We start from the raw sequence: 16,160 nt of genomic DNA on the forward strand, positions 1-16,160 counted from the left end.
CTTGAGGGGCGGACCTCCCAAGTCCCCCAGAGCGGTTCGGGCTGTCTGATGCCTGAGCGGCCCTCGAGGAACTGGCGCTCCAGCTCCGGCTACACCTGCCTCTGCCCCTGGTGGCTGCCACCCATACCTTCCAGGCCGTGGTGGACGGCCACGTGAGCGCCCCTACGCCCTCAACCGCGAGGCGGCGAGCGCCCACGGCCAGGTGACGTCGCCTGCCAGTGGGTTAGCTCTCCGGGGAACCGCGCTGAGGCCCGGCGTTCCCTCCCGCGCCCTGCTGGTGCGCGGCCAGCCGCAGGTCACGCCGTCCGGCGGCCTGGAGCGCCGCGAGGGCCTGCCGGGCCTGAAGCTGACCCGCCTGGTGTACGCCACGCCGGAGCAGGCCCGGCAGGCCAGAGCCAGCCTGACCGCCGATCCGGGCGTCACCCTGGTCACGGACGACGCACCCGTCCACACGGACGGGGGGCGGGCCGTGCCCCTGGGGACCCTCCCGGCGGGCGGTCAGTGGTTCTGGAGGCTCGAAGGCTTTCCGGCCACCTGGGAACGGATCCGGGGGGCGGGCGTCACGGTGGCCGTGGTGGACACCGGCGTGCTGCTGGCCCATCCGGATTTGCAGGGGAACCTGCTGCCCGGCCGCGACTTCGTGGAGGGGGACGATGACCCCAACGACACGGACGGGCACGGCACCCACGTGGCGGGCCTGATCGCGGCGCACGGCCAGGTGACCGGCGCGGCCCCGGAAGCGAAGGTGCTGCCGGTGCGGGTCCTGTCCGGGGAAGAAGGGGGCAGCGTGGCGGACGTCGCGGCGGGCCTGCTGTGGGCGGCGAACCGGCTGGACGGCCAGCCCAATCCCCACCCGGCGCAGGTCATCAACCTCTCCCTCGGCACCGACGAGTTCAACCCGGTGCTGGCGGAGGCCGTGCAGCGCGTGCAGGCGGCGGGCGTGCTGGTCGTCGCGGCGACCGGGAACGACGGCGGGGCCCCGCTGTACCCGGCGGCGCTGCCGGGGGTCCTGGCGGTCACCGCCCTGGCCGGGCCCAGCGTGCCCTACCAGCCGTCCTACGCCAACCGGGGACCGGGCCCGCGGCTGGCCGCCTTCGGTGGGGACCTGGGCAGCGACCAGGACAAGAACGGGGAGATGGACGGCATCCTCAGCACGGACGTGGTGCGGGGCGCGGCCGGGCACGCGCTGCGGATGGGCACCAGCATGGCCGCCCCGCAGGTGAGCGGGGCGGCGGCGCTCGTCCTGGCCGGTGGCGTCGCTCCGGACCGGGTGAAGGCTGTCCTCGAACGGCGCGCCTGGGACCTGGGCGTGCGGGGCTTCGACGAGAGTTACGGCTGGGGCCTGCTCAGCGCGGACGCGGCGAAGACGGGAGCGCCCCGGACGTACGTGGTCGCGCTGAACGGCGCCGGGCAGATTGTGGCCTTTACGCCGGTGGTGGACGGCGGGTACTGCCTGGCCAACCTCCCGCCGAACGAGCCGGTGCAGGTCTTCGCCGTGACCGACGGGGACGACGACGGCCTGCTCGGGGAGGCGGGCGACCTGCGTGCCGCGCCGCGGACCCTGAGCTTCACGGCCGCCCAGGACGCGGCCCTCGACTTCACCCTCGCGCCGACCGACGGTGCCCAGCCTCTCCCCCTGACAGGAGCCCGATGAAGATCCTGCGCCTGCTGCTCCTCTCCCTCGCGCTGGCCGGTGGCGCGCTCGCCCAGGAGACCGTCACCGCCGCCCCGCTCGGCGCGTCGTGGACCCTCACGTCCAAGGACACCCTGCGCTACACCTATGACCCCTCGCAGGGCACCCTGCTGCTCCAGAGCGTGCAGCTCGGGGAGAACAGCCGGTTTCCCGACGGCGTGGTCTGGAAGCAGACCCCCGACGGCCTCCTGCTCAGCCTGCCGCCCGGCACCACCTACGCCCTGGGACCGGATGGCAAGACGCTGCTGATCAATCCGCCCGCCCTGCGCCCCCTGAGTCCGATTCCCGCCGACGAGTGCGCGCCGATCTTCTATCCGCTGGCGAACGCCGACCCGGCGGTGGTGGCGAACCTGCTGCAACAGCTCTACTCGGGGATTCGTGTGCAGGTGGATGCCCGGCAGCGCGCCCTGCTGGTGCTGACCACGCCCGGTGACCGGGCGATCATCGAGGGCCTGATCAAGCAGCTCGACACCGCCCGGCCGCAGGTGATGTTCGAGGCGGAGGTGCTGGAAGTGAACCAGGACGCCACCCAGGCCCTGGGCATCCAGTACGACTCGATCTTCACGCTGAAACTCACCGAGGACACCATCAAGGGCCTCTTCAAGCTGGGGGGCATGTCCCGCAGTCCCCTGGGCCTGACCGTGCAGATCAACGCCCTGAAGACCAACGGCGCCGCCCGGGTCCTGGCCCAGCCCCGGGTGGCCGCCCTCGACGGGGTGGAGGCCAAGATCAACTCCACCCAGACCACGCCGCTGATCGTGCCGGGCGCGAGCGGCACCCAGAGCGTGCAGAACATCTCCACCGGCATCACGCTGCGGATGACCCCCCGGGTCGCTCCCGACGGCACGGTGGAGATGGACCTGGGCATCAGCGTCTCCACGCCGACCGGGACGACCTCGCAGGGTGTGCCGCAGTTCAGCACCCGCGAGGCCAGCACCACCCTGCGGGTGGCCAACGGGCAGCCCATCGTGATCGGCGGCCTGCTGGAAAACCGCCGGGTGGAGGGCGTGCAGAAGGTGCCCGGGCTGGGGGACATCCCGGTCCTCGGCAGGCTCTTCACCACCACCCGCACCGAGACCCACCACACCGACCTGGTGATCGTGGTCACGCCCCGGCTGGTGGTCAGCCCGGGGGGACCGTGAAGCGGCTCGCGCTGCTGGGCGTGCTGCTGGTGGGGTGCGTGCCCAGGGGGACGGCGCCCAGCGTGACCTTCACGCCGCTGGGCGAGGCGGACTACCGGGCGCTGATCGCCCCGTTCGGGAGTGCGCTGGGGGAAGCGGGCATCACGGTGACCCGGGCGAGCGTGTACGGCTACAGCGGGAGTCAGGCCGAGGCGTTTGACGTGGCCACCCGGGACTTCTACAGGCGTTACCCGGGGTTCTGCCCGGTGCAGGGGGGGGTTCCTGCCCGCGAGTGACCGGGCGGTGTACCTGACGCTGGCGGCGCGGGGGAACGAGGTGCGCGGCTTCGTGTACGACCAGCGTCGGCGGCCCAGGCTGACCTTCGCGTACTTCGAGGGACAGAGCGCGCGCGTGCTGGAACGGCAGGCGTGCCCGGCGGGGTAAGAGGGGCAAGCCAACCTCTGGAAGACGTGGGTCTCTCAGGTGAGGCGGCCGCTTGGCATGGAAACGCCCAGGCTCACCGCTCTTCCACGCCTCCGGTGACTTGACCCGCTTCTCTGCACCGCTCAGAGCGTGTTTCAAAAGGGTGTCAGCAGGGGTCAAGACGGCGAAGCATGAGGCGGATATTGGCGAGATAGCACCAGACTTCGGTGGTTTGAGGACGTCCCTCGAAATCCCTGGACAGCCGACGAGAACGGGTCAACCAGGCCAAGGAACGCTCTACTACCCAGCGTCTGGGCAAGACCTGAAAACCGCGTGCGCCCGGTTCCGGGCGCACGACCTCGATCTTCCACCCGCACAGGGCCCTGACCCAGCCTTCCAAGCCTGCTTGATACCCAGGGTCCACCCACACCAGTTCGATGTGGGGAAAGCGATGTCTTGCCGCGTTCAGTACCAACCGTCCGCCGTTGTGATCTTGGACGTTCGCGCTGGTAACGAGGACGAACAGCAGCAGGCCCAAGGTAGCGACCAAGACGTGCCGTTTGCGCCCGATCAGTCGCTTGGCGGCAGCTCTCCCACGTGGTCCGGCTTGTGGAGAGCACCGGACCGACTGTGCAGCCAAGCTGGCGGCACTGGGTTCGGCGCTGCGCCCACAGGCGCAGCGCGTCTTCCGCACCAGGACACGGTTGATCGCGGCCCATGTCCCCTCCTGCTCAAAACGTCGGAAATACCGATCCACCGTCTGCCACTTCGGAAAGTCATGCGGTAAAGCGCGCCAGGTGTTGCCGTTCTGGAGCGTGTACAAGATGGCGCACACCACCTCGTAAAGGTCCACGGCACGGGGCCGACCTCCGGGTCGACCCGCAGGCAGCAGTGGTTCAAGGCGCTTCAACTGTTTCCGGGTCAGGTCGCTCGGGTAGGCTTTGCGTTTCACACCTCAAAGTTGCCCCAACACCTGACCCTTTTGAAACACGCTCTGAGGGGGCCAGGTCGTCACCGCGTCGCCAGCGAATCCGCCCTTCTTCACGGATGAAATTCTGCACCCACCACTGCTCCAACACCTTGACCATCGGCAGGCGACGAAGACCTTCGGGGGTCCCTTCGCCGTTAAGTGCGTCCAGCAGGGTAAAGCCGTCGGCGGCCACCGCCAGGCCATAAGCTTCACGGGCAGCTTTGCCTTTCGGGAGGCGGGAGTCCTCGACCCGGTGCCCGTAGCGCTCGAACCACTCAGGCTGTGCGACATGGCGGACCCATTCGGGGTCCGCCGCACTCAACGCATTCAATGCCGCCCGAACCGTTTCCGCTGCCGATTCCAATCGTTGGAGTCGTCGTACCGCGGCCAGGACGTGGGTGGAATCGGTACGCTGATGCCCACGGGCACGAATCAATCCTTTGGCGTGGAAGTGCTCCAGCATGCGGTCCAGTAGCCGCGATTCGGCTTGGTTCTGGGTTAGACGGGTCCGAAACTCGCTCAGCACGCTCCGGTCAAAACCAGGGTCGGTGAGTTCGAGGCCCAGGGCGTACTTCCAGTCCACCCGACCTCGGACCTGATCCGCAACCTGGCGGTCCGTCAGGTTCTCCAGAAATTGCAGCACAGTAACCAGGGCCAATCGCCAGGGAGACAGGGCAGGCTGGCCGAGATTGGGATACAGGTCGGCAAAATCCGCGTCGGTGTACAGCGTTCCCAGCTCGTCCCGTAACTGCATGGCAAGGCTCCCTTTTCGGAAGGCGGACCGAGCCACACGAACTGTTTCTTCAGGGATGGCACCGATGGGTTCAGGGCGCAACATGCTCTAGTTTGCACCCGCCCGACTTCGCCACCAGAGTCAGGGGGTTAGCGTAACATTGCGCCCTTTGACGGAAGCACGAAGAAAAGTGCGCAGCCAGCCCCACTCAAGCCCGTCAAGATCAGCCGGAACGAGGGTGCTTTTCATGCCGTCAACACAGAAGGCGAAATTTGAACTCGTCGCCCAGCTTGTCCGTCTCGCCCGGAAGGAACGGCTCTCCTACGACGAGTTTGGGTATGTCTGCCAGCAAGCCCGGAGGAAGCTCGGGTTGAAGAAGCCCAGGCGGGAACGCAAGCTCCCCCAGCTCCTCACCCTCAATGAGTTGACCTGCTTCTTCCGGGCGGTGCGCGAGGGTGGCCGGGTCGAGCACGAGATCATGCTCAAGCTGCTGTTTTTCACCGCCGTGCGTGTCGGAGAGCTGGTGAAGATCGAAGTCGGCGACGTGGACCTCGCGGCTTGCAAAATCTTCGTAGACCAGGGCAAGGGCAGCAAGGACCGCTACCTCCTGTTCCCCCAGGCCTTCAGCCTGGTGCTGCGTGCCCACCTTGCCGCCCACCCGAAGAACGTGTACCTGTTCGAGACCCAGCGATGCGGGCCCTACACGGTGCGGCGAGTGCAGCAGATTGTGCAGCACTACCGCAAGGTTGCCGGGCTGAGCGAGGAGGTCCACCCACACCTCTTCCGGCACCAGATGCCGACCTTCCTGACCGGGCAGAAGCTGTCCGACGCGCAGATTCAACTTTTGACTGGGCACGTGAGCAAGAAGAGTTTGGAGGTGTATCAGCACCTTTCGTTGGATGCCGTGGAAGCTGCCTATCAGCAAGCCGTCAAGCTGCTGGAGGTGTGAAGCGCCCGTCTCACTCGGGCGCGGTACGTTGAAGTGCTATGCAGGACTTCCTGCACGCCCTGGGTATTGCCGAGCCCCTCAAATGGGGGTTTCTCAGCGTGATTTTCACCTTCCTCGCCGCGTGGGCGTTCACGCACCGCTTCATCCCCCGGGTGCGTGCCTTTGCCGTTCAGGTGGGCTGGGCGGACCTGCCCAACGAGCGGCGGCTGAACAAAGCGCCCCTCCCTAATGCGGGCGGTCTGGCAATCTTCACGGGCTTCCTGCTGCCCGTGATTGTCGTTTGGATGCTTCGACCCATCGGTCTGCCCGAAGTGCAGATCCAGGTCCTTGCCATCCTGCTGGGGGCCACCCTGATGACGATGATGGGGTTTATTGACGACCAGTTCGGCTTGCCGCCCCTGCTGAGGATGGCCCTGCAATTCGTCGCGTCGCTGCTGCTCATCGTTAACGGCCTGCACGTCGATCTCTCGGCGATGACCTGGCTGCCCACCCTGCCTGCGGCCCTGCTCGAACCCCTCAACATCGCCGTGACATTGCTCTGGATCGTTGGCATCACCAATGCCTTCAACCTGCTCGATGGGGTGGACGGCCTAGTGGGTGGCATTGGGTTCATCGCCAGCATGGTCCTGCTCGTCGTCGCCGCACAGTTTCCGGACCGAGGCACGGCGGTGGTGCTGCTCGCGGGACTGGCAGGCGCCGCGCTGGGCTTTCTGCGGCACAACTTCAATCCCAGCCGCATCATCATGGGCGACGCGGGCGCGTATCTCTTCGGGTACACCATTGCGGCGGTCGCGTTGCTGGGCACCCTGAAGGCCAGTGTGGGCTACTCGCTGCTCGGGCCGCTCCTGGTCCTCGCCCTGCCGATCCTCGACACCACCCAAGTGGTGCTGCGTCGTCTGGCGCAGGGCAAAAATCCGCTGTCACACCCAGGCAAGGATCACCTGCACCACAAACTGCTGGCCCGGACGGATGCGCGGCGGACCGCCGTCATGATGTGGAGCCTCACCTTGGGTCTGAGCCCGCTGGGCATGTGGGTCCAGGGCGTGAATCCCCTGGTGATCGGTGTGGTCGTGGTCATGGTCATCGCCTTGCTCGCGCTGGTGGTCTTCCGGCGGGTTCGCGCGTTGCGCTCGGAGCGCGTGCGGGACCAGGACCACCTGACGGCCTGATGGAGTTCCCGTGCTGGTGTGGTTGAACGGACCCTTTGGGGTGGGGAAGACACAGACGGCGCATGAATTGCAACGCCGCTGGCCGGGCAGCTTTGTGTGTGACCCGGAGCACCTGCGCTTCGCGCTGCACCGCATGACGCCTCGGGAGCTACGCGGTGACTTTCAGGACGAGCCGTTGTGGCGGGAGGGCACCCGGCGCACCCTCGCGCGATTGTTGCAGAGGAGGTCTGGAGCCGTCATTGTGCCGATGACGGTGGTGGTGCCGCAGTACCTCGACGAGATGGTGGGGGAACTGGCCCGGGAGGGGTTCGATGTGCGGCACTTCACCCTGATGGCTTCCTCACGCGCGGTGCGGCGCCGCCTGCTGAATCGTGGGGAGGGAGGGGCCTCTTACGGCGCTCGCCAACTGGAGCGGTGTCTGAGGGAGTTGGAGCAGCCGCTCTTCGCGCAACATGTGCACACGGAGGGGCGCAGCGTCGAGCAGGTGGCCGAGGAGGTTGCGCGGCAGGTCGGCATAACCCTTGAGCCCCGCACGACCTCCCGACTCAACAGTATCATCCGGCGGTGGCAGGTGCAGTGGGCGCACCGACGGCAGGACTGATCCACCTGTTACAGCGCTCTTCTCTGCCGAAATTTCGCCCTTCGCCCCTTTGAGGCCTGGAAGGGAAGTGGCGATAGCCTTGCGGTAGCAATGGAACGGCGAACCGGCATATCGCCCTTTCTATTCGTACAGCACATCATCGGGGTCCTGCAAAGGGCGAAGCTCACCCTGCTTGACTGCCTCGGCCAAGAGGAAGGCGTACGGCCTCTCCAGTAGATGTGTTTAAACCGCAAGAGGGACAGCCGCTCCACGTCCTCATCGCGCACCTCAAAACCTGAGCGCGCAGATGCCCGACGGCCAGCCCCAGATACCGGCTGTCACAAAGGGGAACCGCGTTCAGCACCAACCCGAGCGCGGCCAACTGGTCTTCCTGCCCGGTAGGGGGCTCCGACAAGATGGAGGAACGGTACAGCGCTAAGCCGAAAAGAGCGGCTTGACCGCTCAGGTCCCGGACTGGCGACGGATGTCAACGCGGTGCCCGATGTGGCTGGTTCTTACCGCAGCCGCTGCCGCATGCGGGGATCGAGCAGGTCGCGCAGGCCGTCCCCGACGAGGTTGAAGCTCAGCACCGTGAGCATGATCGCCACGCCCGGGAACAGGCCCAGCCACGGGGCTTGCAGCAGGAAGGACCGCCCCTCGGAGAGCATCAAGCCCCAGCTCGGGGTGGGGGGCTGGGTGCCCAGGCCGAAGAAGCTCAGGGCGGACTCGGCGAGAACTGCGAAGGCCAGGCTCAGCGAGGTCTGCACGATGATGGGGCCGAGCGCGTTGGGGAGGACATGGCGCCACATCAGCCGCAGGTCGGTCTGCCCCAGCGCGCGGGCTGCCGTCAGGTACTCCTCCTCGCGCACGGTCAGGATGCTGCCGCGCGTGATGCGGGCGAAGATAGGCGTGTACACAACGGCGATAGCGATCATCGCGTTCTCCACACCCCGCCCCAGGATCGCCATGACCGCAATCGCCAGCAGCAGCGCCGGAAAGGCCATCAGCACGTCCATCAGGCGCATCAGCACCTCGTCCACCCAGCCCCGGTAGTAGCCCGCCGCCGTCCCCAGCGTAACGCCCACGAGGGCCGACAGCCCCACCGCGATCAGGGCCACCCGCACCGACACCCACGCCCCCGCCAGGATGCGTGAGAACACGTCCCGCCCGAAGTTGTCGGTCCCCAGGAGGTGCGCGGCACTCGGCGGTTGAAAGGTCGCCGCGAAGTTCATGGCGACGGGGTCCTGCGGCGTGAAGAGCTGCCCGGCCAGGGTGGCGAGCAGCACCAGGGCCAGGAGGACGAGCCCCACCCGCAGGGTGCGGTGGCCCAGCACCCGGCTGAAGAAGCTGCGCCCCCGCCGTGGCGAAGCTTCAACGGCCGAGCTAGCCATACTGCACCCGGGGGTCGAGCGCCCCGTACAGCAGGTCGGTGAGCAGGCTGGAGGCCGAGTAGATCACGGCGGTCAGCAGCACCGACGCCTGGAGGATCGAGTAGTCACGGTTCAGGGTCGCCTCCAGCGCCAGCCGTCCCAGTCCCGGCCACGCGAACACGATCTCCACCACAACGATCTGGCTGAGCAGCGTGGCGAGTTGCAACCCCACCACCGTCACGATGGGAATCGCGGCGTTGCGCAGGACGTGGCGGGTCATGACCTCGCCCGCCCTCAGCCCCTTGGCACGGGCTGTGCGCACATAGTCGAGCCCGATGACATCCAGCAGTGCGCTCCGCACGAAGCGGATCATGATGGCACCACTGACTACCCCGGCGGTAACGGCGGGCAGCAAGAGGTGCCCCGCCCACCCGGCCAGCCCGCCCTCGGCCAGCCCCTGGTAGCCGCTGGAGGGCAGCCAGCCCAGCCGCTCGGAGAAGAGGTAGATCAGCATGATCCCCAGCCAGAAGTCCGGCACCGACACGCCGAGCTGGCTGAGCAGCCCCGCGCCCAGGTCCCGCTTGCTCCCGGGCCGCAGCGCCCCGGCAATCCCCAGCGGCAGGGCCAGCGCCAGCCCGATCAGCAGGGCGGCGAGTGCCAGCGTCACGGTGGGGAGGACGCGCGGAGCGACGATGCCGGTGATGGGGGCCCCCGTCACCAGGCTGCGCCCGAAGTCGCCGTGCAGCACGCCGAAGAGCCAGCGGAAGAACTGCACGTACAGCGGGGCGTCCAGACCCATCTGTGCCCGGAGCTGCGCGACCGCCTCGTCGCTCGCCTGCACACCCAGCACCACGCGCGCCGGGTCGCCGGGAATAAACTGCACCAGCAGGAAGGTGAGCACGCTGATCCCCAGGAGTACCAACGCCACGCTCCCCAGACGGCGGACAAGATAAGAAAGGGTCATGACCTCCTCTTCGGGCAGGGAAAGCGAGGTGGGCTGTGGACGGAGAAGGTTCGCAGCCCACCGGGGAGGGGCGGCCTCAGCGGTTGAGCCAGGTCCTCGTGAAGTTGATCGCTTGGTCGGGACGGGCGGCGTAGCCCTTCACGGCAGTCGAGTAGGCGTTCACGTTGTACGGGTTGAACAGGTAGATGTAGGGTGCGTCGTCCACGACGATCTTGTTGATCTGGGCGTAGAGCGCCTTGCGCTGCGCGTCGTTCGTCGAGAAGCGGGCGGCGTCGAGCAGCTTGTCGAGGGTGGGGTTGCTGTAGCCGGTGAAGTTGAAGCCCTGTCCGGTGCGGTGCTGGGCGTAGAAGTAATCGCCGGGGTCCACCATCGCGTTCCAGTTCAGCACGAACAGGTCGTAGTTGCCCTTGCCCTCCTCCTCCAGCCACTGCGCCCACTCCAGCGTGCGGATGCTCGCCTTGATGCCCAGTGCGGCGAGCTGAGCCTGGAGAATCTGCGCGATTCGCACCGTCTCCGGGTACTGGGTCGTGACCATGATGCTCGTCTCGAAGCCCTGGGGCACCCGCCCGGCAGCGAGCAGTGCCCGCGCCTTGTCGAGGCTGCCGGTGTAGGGGCTGTATCTCTGCGCGAAGGCGTTGTTGGCGGGGATGGGACCCTGGTTGACCACCGCCTGCCCGAACATCGCCCCCTGCACGATCTGGTCGCGGTTGATCGCCTCCGCGATGGCCTGCCGCACCGGCTTCTGGTCAAGGGGCTTGCGCCGGGTGTTCACCCCGATGTACCAGTACGCGAAGGCCGGGACAGAGTCCACCACCAGCTTCGGGTTCTTCTTGAGGGTGGGGATGTCCTGCGGCGGCACGGCCATCACCCAGTCGACATCCCCGCTGACCAGCGAGGAGCGCCGCACCCCCTCGTCGGGGATGACGCGGATGTCAATGCCGTCGAGGTACGGCAGCCCCGCCTGCCAGTAGTAGGGATTGCGCGCGAGCTTGACTCCCACCCCCGGTTGATACGAGGTGATGCGGAAGGGCCCGGTCCCAATAGGGGCGGTGGCGATGGTCTTGTTGGCGACCCCTTCCCTGGCGAAGACGCCGGTGGACTTGCTTGTCAGATCACCCAGGATATTCGTCCGCGCCTCCTTGAGGGTGAGGACGACGGTGTGGGCATTCGGCGCGGTGACCGAGGTGACCCCCGAGAGGTGGTAGGCGTTGCCCGAGCCGGTCTTGGGATCCCGCAGGCGGTTGAGGCTGTAGACCACGTCGGCGGCAGTCATGGCCCGCCCGTTGCTGAACTTCACGCCGGGGCGCAGGGTGAAGGTCCAGGTCTTGCCGTCCGCGCTCGTCTTCCACGAGGTCGCCAGCGAGGGGATGATGTTCCCCCTGGTATTGAGGGTAACGAGGGTGTCAAGAACGTTCTCCAGAATCTGGAAGGAGCTGTAGGCGCTGCTGACGTCAGGGTCGAGGCTAGCGGGTTCCTGCGTCCAAGCGGCCTCGAGGGTGCCGCCCTTCTTGACGGCGGCCTGCGCTTGCACGGGCAGAGCGGGCGTGAGGATCAGGCCGAGGACAAGGGCGGCGGTCAGGGCGCTTCTGGTCTTCATGGCTCCTCCAGGGGTGTGGCGGGGAAGGGGCGGCGGGCGCGTTCACGCTGCTGGGCCGGGTTCACGGTGTCCCAGTCCCACACGGTCTTGCGGATGTGCAGCACCTGCACGGTGTCGTACTCCAGCACCTCCGGCTGGTGCAGGTGGGCCTGGGTGAAGTCGAAGAGGCCCGGCAGGTCCGGGTGCATCGACTCCACGACCACGTTCTTCTGGCCGAGACCAGTCCCCAGGTAACAGACCTCGGGCGCGGCCTCCATCTTCCGGCAGAAGGCCTCAAGGTCGGCGGGCCGGATGCGGGCGTAGGTCGTGGCCAGGATGGGCACCCCCAGGCTGATGGGATCGGCCACCGCGATGATGCGGACGGAGCCCGAATCGGTAAGCGCGTTCACCCGGTTGCGGACCGTGCCCTCCGTCACCCCCACCTGCCGCGCGATCTCACGAAAGGGCGTGCGGCCATCGGCACGCAGAAACTTCAGAATCTGCCAATCCAGGTCGTCGAGTTCGAGCACCAAACCTCCTCTGCAAAGTTAAGTGGGCTTGTCGTAAAAGTTACGCGTTTCGGAGTCGAATTGCAACCAGAATTCGCATCACGTAGAAGTGGGCCGTCTGGATTATCGAAAGCAGTGATGCGGCCCGATGATGGCTGCGGTGAGGTGATGGGATGGAGGGCCGGAGGCGGCTCTCCCAGCCCCCTCAGAACCGTGCGTGCGACTTTCACCGCACACGGCTCAAGCCTTCAAGCCCTTATACCCAACCCGCTGATGATGCGCGTGATGGCACCAGCGATGCACCAGCATCCGGTTATCTAACGTGTTCTGTCCCCCCGTGTGTCTCGGCGTGACGTGGTGGTCGTCTATGTCTTCCGCTGGCAGCGGAAGACGGCACAGGCCACACTCGCCGCCCTGACGGCGCAGAAGTTCCAGCCTATCCTTCTGGTAAATCTGCCGCGCAACCCTGCGTTTCTGTCGGGTCTGCCAGTAGTTCCGTAGTGCCGGATCAAAGGGTGATGATTTCCCTTCGACCTTCGTAAAGCGGGTGACTGGCGTGGCCGACCGGCGCAGAAGTTGCGCGTTGCCCTCGTAGAACGTCCAGAGGCCATCGTCGCGGAAGTACCGTTGCTTGACCCATTTGGCGGGCTTGTTGGGGTGTCGGCGTCTTGCCCATACCCACAACATCTGCCACATCCGATGGTCGGCCTTATCGAAAGTTCCTTTGGCCGCGCAGTGTCGGTAGTAGTTCGCCCATCCCCGGATGACAGGGTTGAGGTCACTGACCACCTGTCCTGCTGGGGTTTGTTCGTGGCTTTTCAGATACGCCTTGATGCTCCGCAGGTGTTGCAGCACCTTGTCCTTGGCAGGCTTGGTGAGCAGTGTTCCCTTGAAGCGGCGCACCGTGAACCCCAGAAAGTCAAACCCTTCGTCTACTTGGACGATGCGGGTCTTGGCTTCGCTAAGTTCTAGACCGCGTTGCCGCAGGAAATCCGTGAGTTTAGGCATCACGTATTTCTCCAGCACCTCTTTTGAGGGCGCGGTTACCACGAAGTCGTCCGCGTAGCGGACGACGCTCAATCCCCGGTTGAGTCCCTTTCGCTTGGCCGGGGCAACAGGGTTACCCCTTGCATCTTCCGCTCCGAACAGCCGTTCCAGACCGTCAAGAGCAATGTTCGCCAGAAGCGGCGAGATGATGCCGCCCTGTGGCGTCCCTGCGGGGCTATCCGACTTGCTCCCGAACTCCACTACCCCCGCCTTGAGCCAGCGACGGATGACCTTTGTGAACACCGGGAGCCTGCTCAGCAGGGCGTCGTGACTGATGTTGTCAAAACACCCGCTGATGTCGGCGTCCAGTACCCACTGGCTGCTTCCTCGCTTATTCATGGTGGTGTGGATGGCGGTGATGGCGTCCATCGTGCTTCTGCCCGGTCGGAATCCGTAAGAGTTGGCCTCGAAGCGGGATTCCCATTCCGGCTCAAGTGCGAATTTCACGATGGCCTGCATCACCCTGTCCTTCACGGTCGGAATCCCCAGCGGACGGGTTTTTCCGTTCGCCTTCGGGATGTAGACCCTTCGGACAGGCTTGGGTCCGTAGCCCTTCAGGCTCAGACCTTCCTGAAGGAGTTGAACGCGGGCTTCCGGCGTGTCTACGACCATGCCGTCCACCCCCGGAGTGTGCTTGCCTTGATTCTGCTGGGCTGACCGCCTGACAGAAAGTATGAGAAAGCGTCCCCGGTCGGGGACACTTTCTGTCTGTGACAACTGAAAATGCCGCCGGGGACGCTCCCCGACTCTACCAAGCTGTCCTGGCTCATCTCCAGACCGGTCTGTGGAACGACATTCGCAATGCGCGCACCCTCGCCTGGATGGTCACGGGCCTGCTGCTTTCCCAGCGCAGCTTTCTCCCGGCCTGGCTGCCCCACATCCACTCCAGCGCCACCTTCGCTCAGAGCACTGAACGCCGCTGTCGTCGGTGGCTGGACAATCCTGCCCTCGACCCCACCGCCATTTACGGTCCACTCGTGACCCGTGCCCTGCGCGACTGGGGCGGGCACACTCTGATCCTGGCCTTGGACACCAGTGTCCTGTTCGAGAAGTTCTGCCTGATTCGCATTTCGGTCCTGTTCTGGGGACGAGCGGTGCCGCTCGTCTCGCGCGTCCTCGAACACCCCAGCGCTCAGGTCGGCACGGCTCAACTGCTGCCCGTCCTGGCCGAAGTCAAAGGCCTCCTCGATTTCCTCGGTCAGCATCAGGTCCGCCTTTTGGCGGACCGGGGGTTCTGCGACACGCAACTGATGGCCTGGCTGCGGGTCTGCGGGTGGCACTACCGTATCCGCATCAAATCCAGCCTGATCCTCGCTGCGCCAGACGGCCAGCGGCTGTGCAAAGTGGGCGAGGTCAGACTCTCCCCCAGGGAAACCCGTTGCGTTCACAACGTCACCCTCACCGGGCAGCACTTTGGTCCGGTTCACGTGGCTCTGGGCCGTCCATTGGACGGCCCAGAGCAGTGGCAGGTCGTGAGCGACGAGCCGACCAGCATCGAGACCTTCGCCGAGTATGGTGAACGCTTCCAGATCGAGGAAGGCTTTCTGGACGAGAAAAGCGGCCTGTTCGGTCTGGAAGATTCCAAGCTGCGAGACGCTGCCAGTCTGGAACGCCTGATTCTGGTGCTGGCGGTCGCAACCTTGCTGCTCGTGTCCGAAGGGGTTCAGATTGTGCAGCGCGGGGATCGACGTGTCGTCGATCCCCACTGGCAGCGGGCGCTGAGCTATCTCAAGATCGGTCTCCGGGCTGTTCAATACGCGCTGAGCCGAGGTCAGGCGGTCTTCCTCCGCCTGACCCTCCAGGGTGCGCCTGACCCTGAGCCACTGAGCGGACGAAAACGCCCTCATGCTGTACCACAAACAACGCTCGAAGTCGGCTGGCAGCTCGTTTTTCGTTCGCCCTCATAAAGTCTGTCAGGCCGTCAGGTGTACCGGGTCAACTGGAATGGCAAATCCGCCACCGATCTCGCCGAGGAGGCCGTCCGGCAACTGCTGCTGGGCGAGTCCCCTCAGGGAGACCCAGGAAGCAGGCCCCCCTCCAGCCCGACCGATGAGTTGAAGAATGGCGTCCTTCCCCTCGCCAAGAAACGAGCGGGACAACAAGGTGATGTTTTGCAACTGGCGAAGTTCCTGGCGGTCTACCACCTTCGCGCTGAGAATGTCGTTGATGACATCAGTGAATTGACTTTCAGGCAGCTTCAAAGTGGGAAGATCAGCGTCTTATTCAAGGGAAATTTGAGGCAGTCCTTCTCAAATGAACTGGGCACGGTTACCGTGAAGGGCACTGTAACTCAGCGGGTGTGACAGGACTAAGCGATGCACGTTATAACCGACTCTGCCACCATCTTGACGACTTGCCCCTCGGGTAGCCGGGCGGTTACGCTCGACTCAAGGTCTCAGAACTCGCCTCTTGCTCAAGGTCTATGCCAGAAGGGGGAGAGGTCTGCGACTCCAAACTTTGTGTGCGCTCGCTGCTGGGTGGATCGGCGGGCTTACTTGGCGAAGTTATATTTGGATTGCGAATCAAATAGAAGGCGTTGAGCACATGGTTGCGGATGATGGCCCCCGATGCTAAGAGACTTAGGATAATACCTAGTGAAATTATGATTGATGATCCCCAGAATAACCAGAGAACAGAATAAGGGCCAATTTCAGCTTTAGGCGATCTATTTGGTAAGAGTAGGCCAATTAGAATTCCAAGAAGCGTTATTAATATTGATGCAATACCGAGAGAAGCGAAGATAAAATTAGAATTAGTCCTTTTATTGATTGAATCGGCAATATTTTCAGGCGTGGCGCGCACGCTTGTCATTGTAGCACCACAAGTTGTCCCGAAGACCGCGAGAAATGCAATGAATCCTATATAAACATCAGGCTTATCATAGGCCTTCTTGCTAATGAACATAGCTCCTACAACGGCCACAATCAAGGAAAATAGAAAAAGAAAATAAACAGCTGTGAGAAGGGATCCAAAAATTCGGAAAAGCCTGGATGATGCCATTTCTCCTAGACGTGATTTAATTGAATTCATTCGGCCTCTCATCTTGCGAACATGGC

The 16,160-nt window shown here is 64.8% G+C and carries 16 protein-coding genes and 1 pseudogene; 8 read left to right on the forward strand and 9 right to left on the reverse strand.

Annotation, left to right across the window (positions count from 1 at the left end; all coding sequences use genetic code 11):
• Window positions 1-202 precede the first annotated feature (202 nt).
• From E5F05_RS01965 to E5F05_RS21100, 4 genes are read left to right on the forward strand one after another with little or no spacing between them, the layout of a single operon-like run.
• Complete coding sequence (locus E5F05_RS01965; protein WP_146719797.1) at window positions 203-1,654, forward strand: S8 family peptidase; 1,452 nt, start codon at window positions 203-205, stop codon at window positions 1,652-1,654.
• Complete coding sequence (locus E5F05_RS01970; protein ID WP_146719798.1) at window positions 1,651-2,835, forward strand: type II secretion system protein GspD; 1,185 nt, start codon at window positions 1,651-1,653, stop codon at window positions 2,833-2,835. Before E5F05_RS01965 ends, E5F05_RS01970 begins: the two co-directional genes overlap by 4 nt.
• A complete protein-coding gene (locus tag E5F05_RS01975; RefSeq protein WP_146719799.1) occupies window positions 2,832-3,110 on the forward strand; it encodes a hypothetical protein in 279 nt (92 codons plus the stop codon). Before E5F05_RS01970 ends, E5F05_RS01975 begins: the two co-directional genes overlap by 4 nt.
• Window positions 3,111-3,117: 7 nt before the next feature.
• Entirely contained in the window at window positions 3,118-3,258 is a 141-nt protein-coding gene (locus E5F05_RS21100) for a hypothetical protein (protein WP_184117656.1), read from the forward strand.
• 145 nt (window positions 3,259-3,403) lie between these two features.
• On the opposite strand, the gene E5F05_RS01980 is transcribed toward E5F05_RS21100, so the two are convergent.
• Both E5F05_RS01980 and E5F05_RS22035 read right to left on the reverse strand, forming a co-directional pair.
• The gene (locus E5F05_RS01980) at window positions 3,404-4,189 is read right to left on the reverse strand and encodes an IS5 family transposase (RefSeq protein ID WP_146719800.1); all 786 of its coding nucleotides are present in this window, start codon (window positions 4,187-4,189) and stop codon (window positions 3,404-3,406) included.
• Window positions 4,190-4,526: 337 nt separating this feature from the next.
• A pseudogene (locus E5F05_RS22035) lies at window positions 4,527-5,045 on the reverse strand (transposase); the annotation flags it as partial.
• Between the two features lie 142 nt (window positions 5,046-5,187).
• Here E5F05_RS22035 and E5F05_RS01990 point away from each other — a divergent pair.
• The 3 genes from E5F05_RS01990 to E5F05_RS02000 are packed head-to-tail and all read left to right on the forward strand — an operon-like array spanning window position 5,188 to window position 7,659.
• Entirely contained in the window at window positions 5,188-5,889 is a 702-nt protein-coding gene (locus E5F05_RS01990) for a tyrosine-type recombinase/integrase (protein WP_146719802.1), read from the forward strand.
• Between the two features lie 38 nt (window positions 5,890-5,927).
• Window positions 5,928-7,058, forward strand: a complete 1,131-nt coding sequence (locus E5F05_RS01995) for an MraY family glycosyltransferase (RefSeq protein WP_146719803.1) — start codon at window positions 5,928-5,930, stop codon at window positions 7,056-7,058.
• A 40-nt stretch (window positions 7,059-7,098) separates the two neighbouring features.
• Complete coding sequence (locus E5F05_RS02000; RefSeq protein WP_221274310.1) at window positions 7,099-7,659, forward strand: AAA family ATPase; 561 nt, start codon at window positions 7,099-7,101, stop codon at window positions 7,657-7,659.
• A 494-nt stretch (window positions 7,660-8,153) separates the two neighbouring features.
• Here E5F05_RS02000 and E5F05_RS02005 read toward each other — a convergent pair whose 3' ends face one another.
• From E5F05_RS02005 to ltrA, 5 genes are all read right to left on the reverse strand, one after another.
• Window positions 8,154-9,029, reverse strand: a complete 876-nt coding sequence (locus tag E5F05_RS02005) for an ABC transporter permease (RefSeq protein WP_146719805.1) — start codon at window positions 9,027-9,029, stop codon at window positions 8,154-8,156.
• On the reverse strand, window positions 9,022-9,972 hold the full coding sequence (locus E5F05_RS02010; protein ID WP_146719806.1) for an ABC transporter permease: 951 nt from the start codon (window positions 9,970-9,972) through the stop codon (window positions 9,022-9,024). The genes E5F05_RS02005 and E5F05_RS02010 overlap by 8 nt, the downstream gene beginning before the upstream one ends.
• A 76-nt stretch (window positions 9,973-10,048) precedes the next feature.
• Window positions 10,049-11,569: an ABC transporter substrate-binding protein gene (locus E5F05_RS02015; RefSeq protein WP_146719807.1), complete on the reverse strand. Its 1,521-nt coding sequence runs from the start codon at window positions 11,567-11,569 to the stop codon at window positions 10,049-10,051.
• On the reverse strand, window positions 11,566-12,078 hold the full coding sequence (locus E5F05_RS02020) for an Lrp/AsnC family transcriptional regulator (RefSeq protein ID WP_184117655.1): 513 nt from the start codon (window positions 12,076-12,078) through the stop codon (window positions 11,566-11,568). Before E5F05_RS02020 ends, E5F05_RS02015 begins: the two co-directional genes overlap by 4 nt.
• 219 nt (window positions 12,079-12,297) lie before the next feature.
• Entirely contained in the window at window positions 12,298-13,821 is a 1,524-nt protein-coding gene (gene ltrA / locus E5F05_RS02025) for a group II intron reverse transcriptase/maturase (protein ID WP_146719809.1), read from the reverse strand.
• Between the two features lie 104 nt (window positions 13,822-13,925).
• Between ltrA and E5F05_RS02030 the strand changes: the two genes are divergently transcribed.
• Entirely contained in the window at window positions 13,926-15,011 is a 1,086-nt protein-coding gene (locus E5F05_RS02030) for a transposase (RefSeq protein WP_244944442.1), read from the forward strand.
• 6 nt (window positions 15,012-15,017) lie between these two features.
• On the opposite strand, the gene E5F05_RS02035 is transcribed toward E5F05_RS02030, so the two are convergent.
• Both E5F05_RS02035 and E5F05_RS02040 read right to left on the reverse strand, forming a co-directional pair.
• On the reverse strand, window positions 15,018-15,305 hold the full coding sequence (locus E5F05_RS02035; RefSeq protein ID WP_146719811.1) for a hypothetical protein: 288 nt from the start codon (window positions 15,303-15,305) through the stop codon (window positions 15,018-15,020).
• A 175-nt stretch (window positions 15,306-15,480) separates the two neighbouring features.
• The gene (locus tag E5F05_RS02040; RefSeq protein ID WP_146719812.1) at window positions 15,481-16,134 is read right to left on the reverse strand and encodes a hypothetical protein; all 654 of its coding nucleotides are present in this window, start codon (window positions 16,132-16,134) and stop codon (window positions 15,481-15,483) included.
• Window positions 16,135-16,160: the final 26 nt, after the last annotated feature.

This window comes from Deinococcus metallilatus (genome assembly GCF_004758605.1).
GTDB lineage: Bacteria > Deinococcota > Deinococci > Deinococcales > Deinococcaceae > Deinococcus > Deinococcus metallilatus.